Source organism: Actinomycetota bacterium (genome assembly GCA_030684515.1).
Lineage (GTDB): Bacteria > Actinomycetota > Actinomycetes > S36-B12 > S36-B12 > UBA11398.
In genome coordinates this window covers 1-2,602 of the sequence record JAUXVJ010000005.1, presented here as the reverse complement: position 1 = coordinate 2,602, position 2,602 = coordinate 1, and the positions used below count along the sequence as shown (strand labels likewise).

General features: G+C 56.6%; 1 protein-coding gene and 1 pseudogene. Both read left to right on the top strand.

Annotated elements, in window-relative coordinates:
• Window positions 1-1,377: 1,377 nt before the first annotated feature.
• A pseudogene (locus Q8M73_01700) lies at window positions 1,378-1,682 on the top strand (thioredoxin family protein).
• A 340-nt stretch (window positions 1,683-2,022) separates the two neighbouring features.
• Window positions 2,023-2,602, top strand: a 580-nt coding sequence (locus Q8M73_01695) for a heavy metal-binding domain-containing protein (GenBank protein MDP2287265.1), incomplete at its 3' end; no start/stop codon positions are given.

Below are 2,602 nucleotides of genomic sequence, written 5' to 3'. Positions count from 1 at the left end.
GGATTGGCACTGAACGAGTATGGATCCCCAACTTGGGAAAGTGCGTACTTCACTGCAGCTTGAGCACGTCTGCTGCCAGTCACTCCGCCATTGTTCGGGGCGTTCGATGATGAGTCCTGACCATCACGCGAGTCCTGCTCTTTTTGAAGTGATCTGGCGAGTGCTAGATCTTGCGCGCGCTTATTCCTGGCAATTTATGCAAGGCGCCGTTGATCTTCGCGTTGCAGGCCCGCTAGGACATTTTGGGCTTGAGAGAGGCGAGAGTTGGATTCACTTTGAGCGGCAGCCATTTCGTTTCGGATGTCCCGCGCGATCTTCCTTTGGCCTGCGAGTTCGGCCCGGGTCTGTGCCACGCGAAGACCGGCCGTTTGCATGCGGCGTATTTCTGAGACTTGTCGTTGTTGAAGTTGAGTCACAACGGATGCTTGATTGAGGAACGCAGCGGGATCGTCGGCTAACAGGATTTGTAGTGTGGAGTCCAGTCCTCCGCTCATGTAGGCATTTCTTGCCATGTCCTGAATCGTCTCCGACGCCACACTAAGTGCCGCTTGTTCACGTTCAGCGCGTTTGCCCACAGAGTCGATGCGAGCCGAAATGGTTGAGAGGCGCCTTTGGGCTTCACCAGCCCGTTCACTTGCTGCGGCAGCCTGCATCTCTAGATCACGCACCTGGGCCTGGACCTGCTGCAAATTGGGCTCCGGCGCCGCCTCAGATCTTGGCAGTAGGGAAACTGAGATGCTCAGTGCGCTTGCCATTGCGGCGACCGCAGCAACTCGCCTTGTCCGCACCAATCAATGATGCCGTCTCCTCGGCTGGGATTCCGGCATCAGAAGATCAAGATTCCGTCAAGATCCACGGCCTCTTGCGATGAGCACTCGGAGCGACGGCAATGCAATCATGCGAAGCGACTTTCAATGTGCCACGCATTTATGGACAATTGGGGCGCAGGCCTGCACCCCAAGGGAGTGCAGAGGGGGAGCCGAAGTGTGGTTTCGTGAGGCGATCTTGCAGTACGCGTAACCCAACAGTCGCGCCCTACTCATGTTTCCCGCTACTGGCTAAACGGTCATAACCATCAAAACAGACAGGTTACGCCGTGTCGCATGTTTCGAAGTGCTACTTCGCCAGGAACGTCGGCGGTAGGTAGGCATCGCATGAAGTTGTATGGGTAGCGTCTGGCGCTGCTATTAGTGCCCGTGAGGTGGGCGGCGACTTCCTGATCCTGAATTGCGTAGACCACCATTTGGCGATCTATAGTCATCAACGGCGTGGTGGATTTGGTGGCGCGCATTTTTGCTGAGTGAGCAAACCAAGGTGTCTCGCGAACCTGCAGAAATCTCCTAGCGACTGAAAGCAGCAACGTCGAGACAATGTGGGATGACCACGGTGACGCTTCAGTACTTCGATGGGTGTCCCAATTGGGTCCAGACCGAAGCGCTACTAAATGAAGCGCTGGCGTGAGTCGGCATGGATGACGTGCAAATCGAACGGCAGCAAGTGGCAACAGTTGCCGATGCAGTCCGTGCGGGATTCATCGGTTCACCCACGATCGTGATTGATGGAATGGACCCATTCGCGGTTGATGGGCGCAACCGGGGCTTGCATGCAGGGTGTACTCGACGCCAGTTGGTTTGCGTGGCAGTCCAACACTTGAACAGTTGCTGACAGTGCTACGGAGGTAGCCGTTTGGGCACTTCACCATTCTGGGAATGCCTCCTTGGGCTTTTACGAGGCTGGCGCGATCTTGCTAACTCGATGGGGAGTTAGATTGGTTCTGAGAGTCAGTTGCGTTGGAAGACTACGGAGTGGGGCGCTATGAGTGTGCAATCACAGTCACCACGTCTAGACGATTCGAAATTTGTTTGCCCAATGCACCCGGACGTCGTCGATGATCATGCGTCGGAGTGTCCTATCTGCGGCATGCACCTCGTCCCGATCGAAGCTGGTCCGTCTCAAGTTCACATGCAGGATCTTCCAGGTGCATCCGAAGCTTCAAGAGTCGCATCATCTACAGCATTAGCTGTGGAGAAGGCAACGCTCTATACGTGCCCGATGCACCCCGAGATCATCCGAGACGCTCCTGGGCGCTGCCCGATCTGCGGCATGCACCTTGAACCAGTGATGCCGACCGAAGATGACGAATCAGCGCTGCGTGAATACCACGACATGCGTCGGCGTTTTTGGATCTCCGTGCCTTTGTCTTTGCTCACGTTGTCGTTGGCAATGCTCCATTTCCCACCGGTCCCCGATGGGTCGGCGTCCTGGGTGCAGATGGCACTCGCCACACCTGTGGTGTTGTGGTGTGCCTGGCCATTCCTGAAATGGTCGGTGCAGTCCGTCATCAATCGCAGCCCGAACATGTGGACCCTGATCGGTCTCGGCGTGAGCGCTGCCTATCTGTACTCAGTGGCGGCGACTATCGCACCTGATGCGTTCCCGCCATCGCAGATGTCTGATGGCCCAGTTCCGGTGTACTTCGAGGCTGCTGCCGTGATCTGCACTCTCACACTCCTGGGCCAAGTCATGGAGTTGCGTGCACGGGCTACGACTGGTGAAGCGATCAAAGCGTTGCTGAACTTGACCCCATCCACCGCCCACCGCA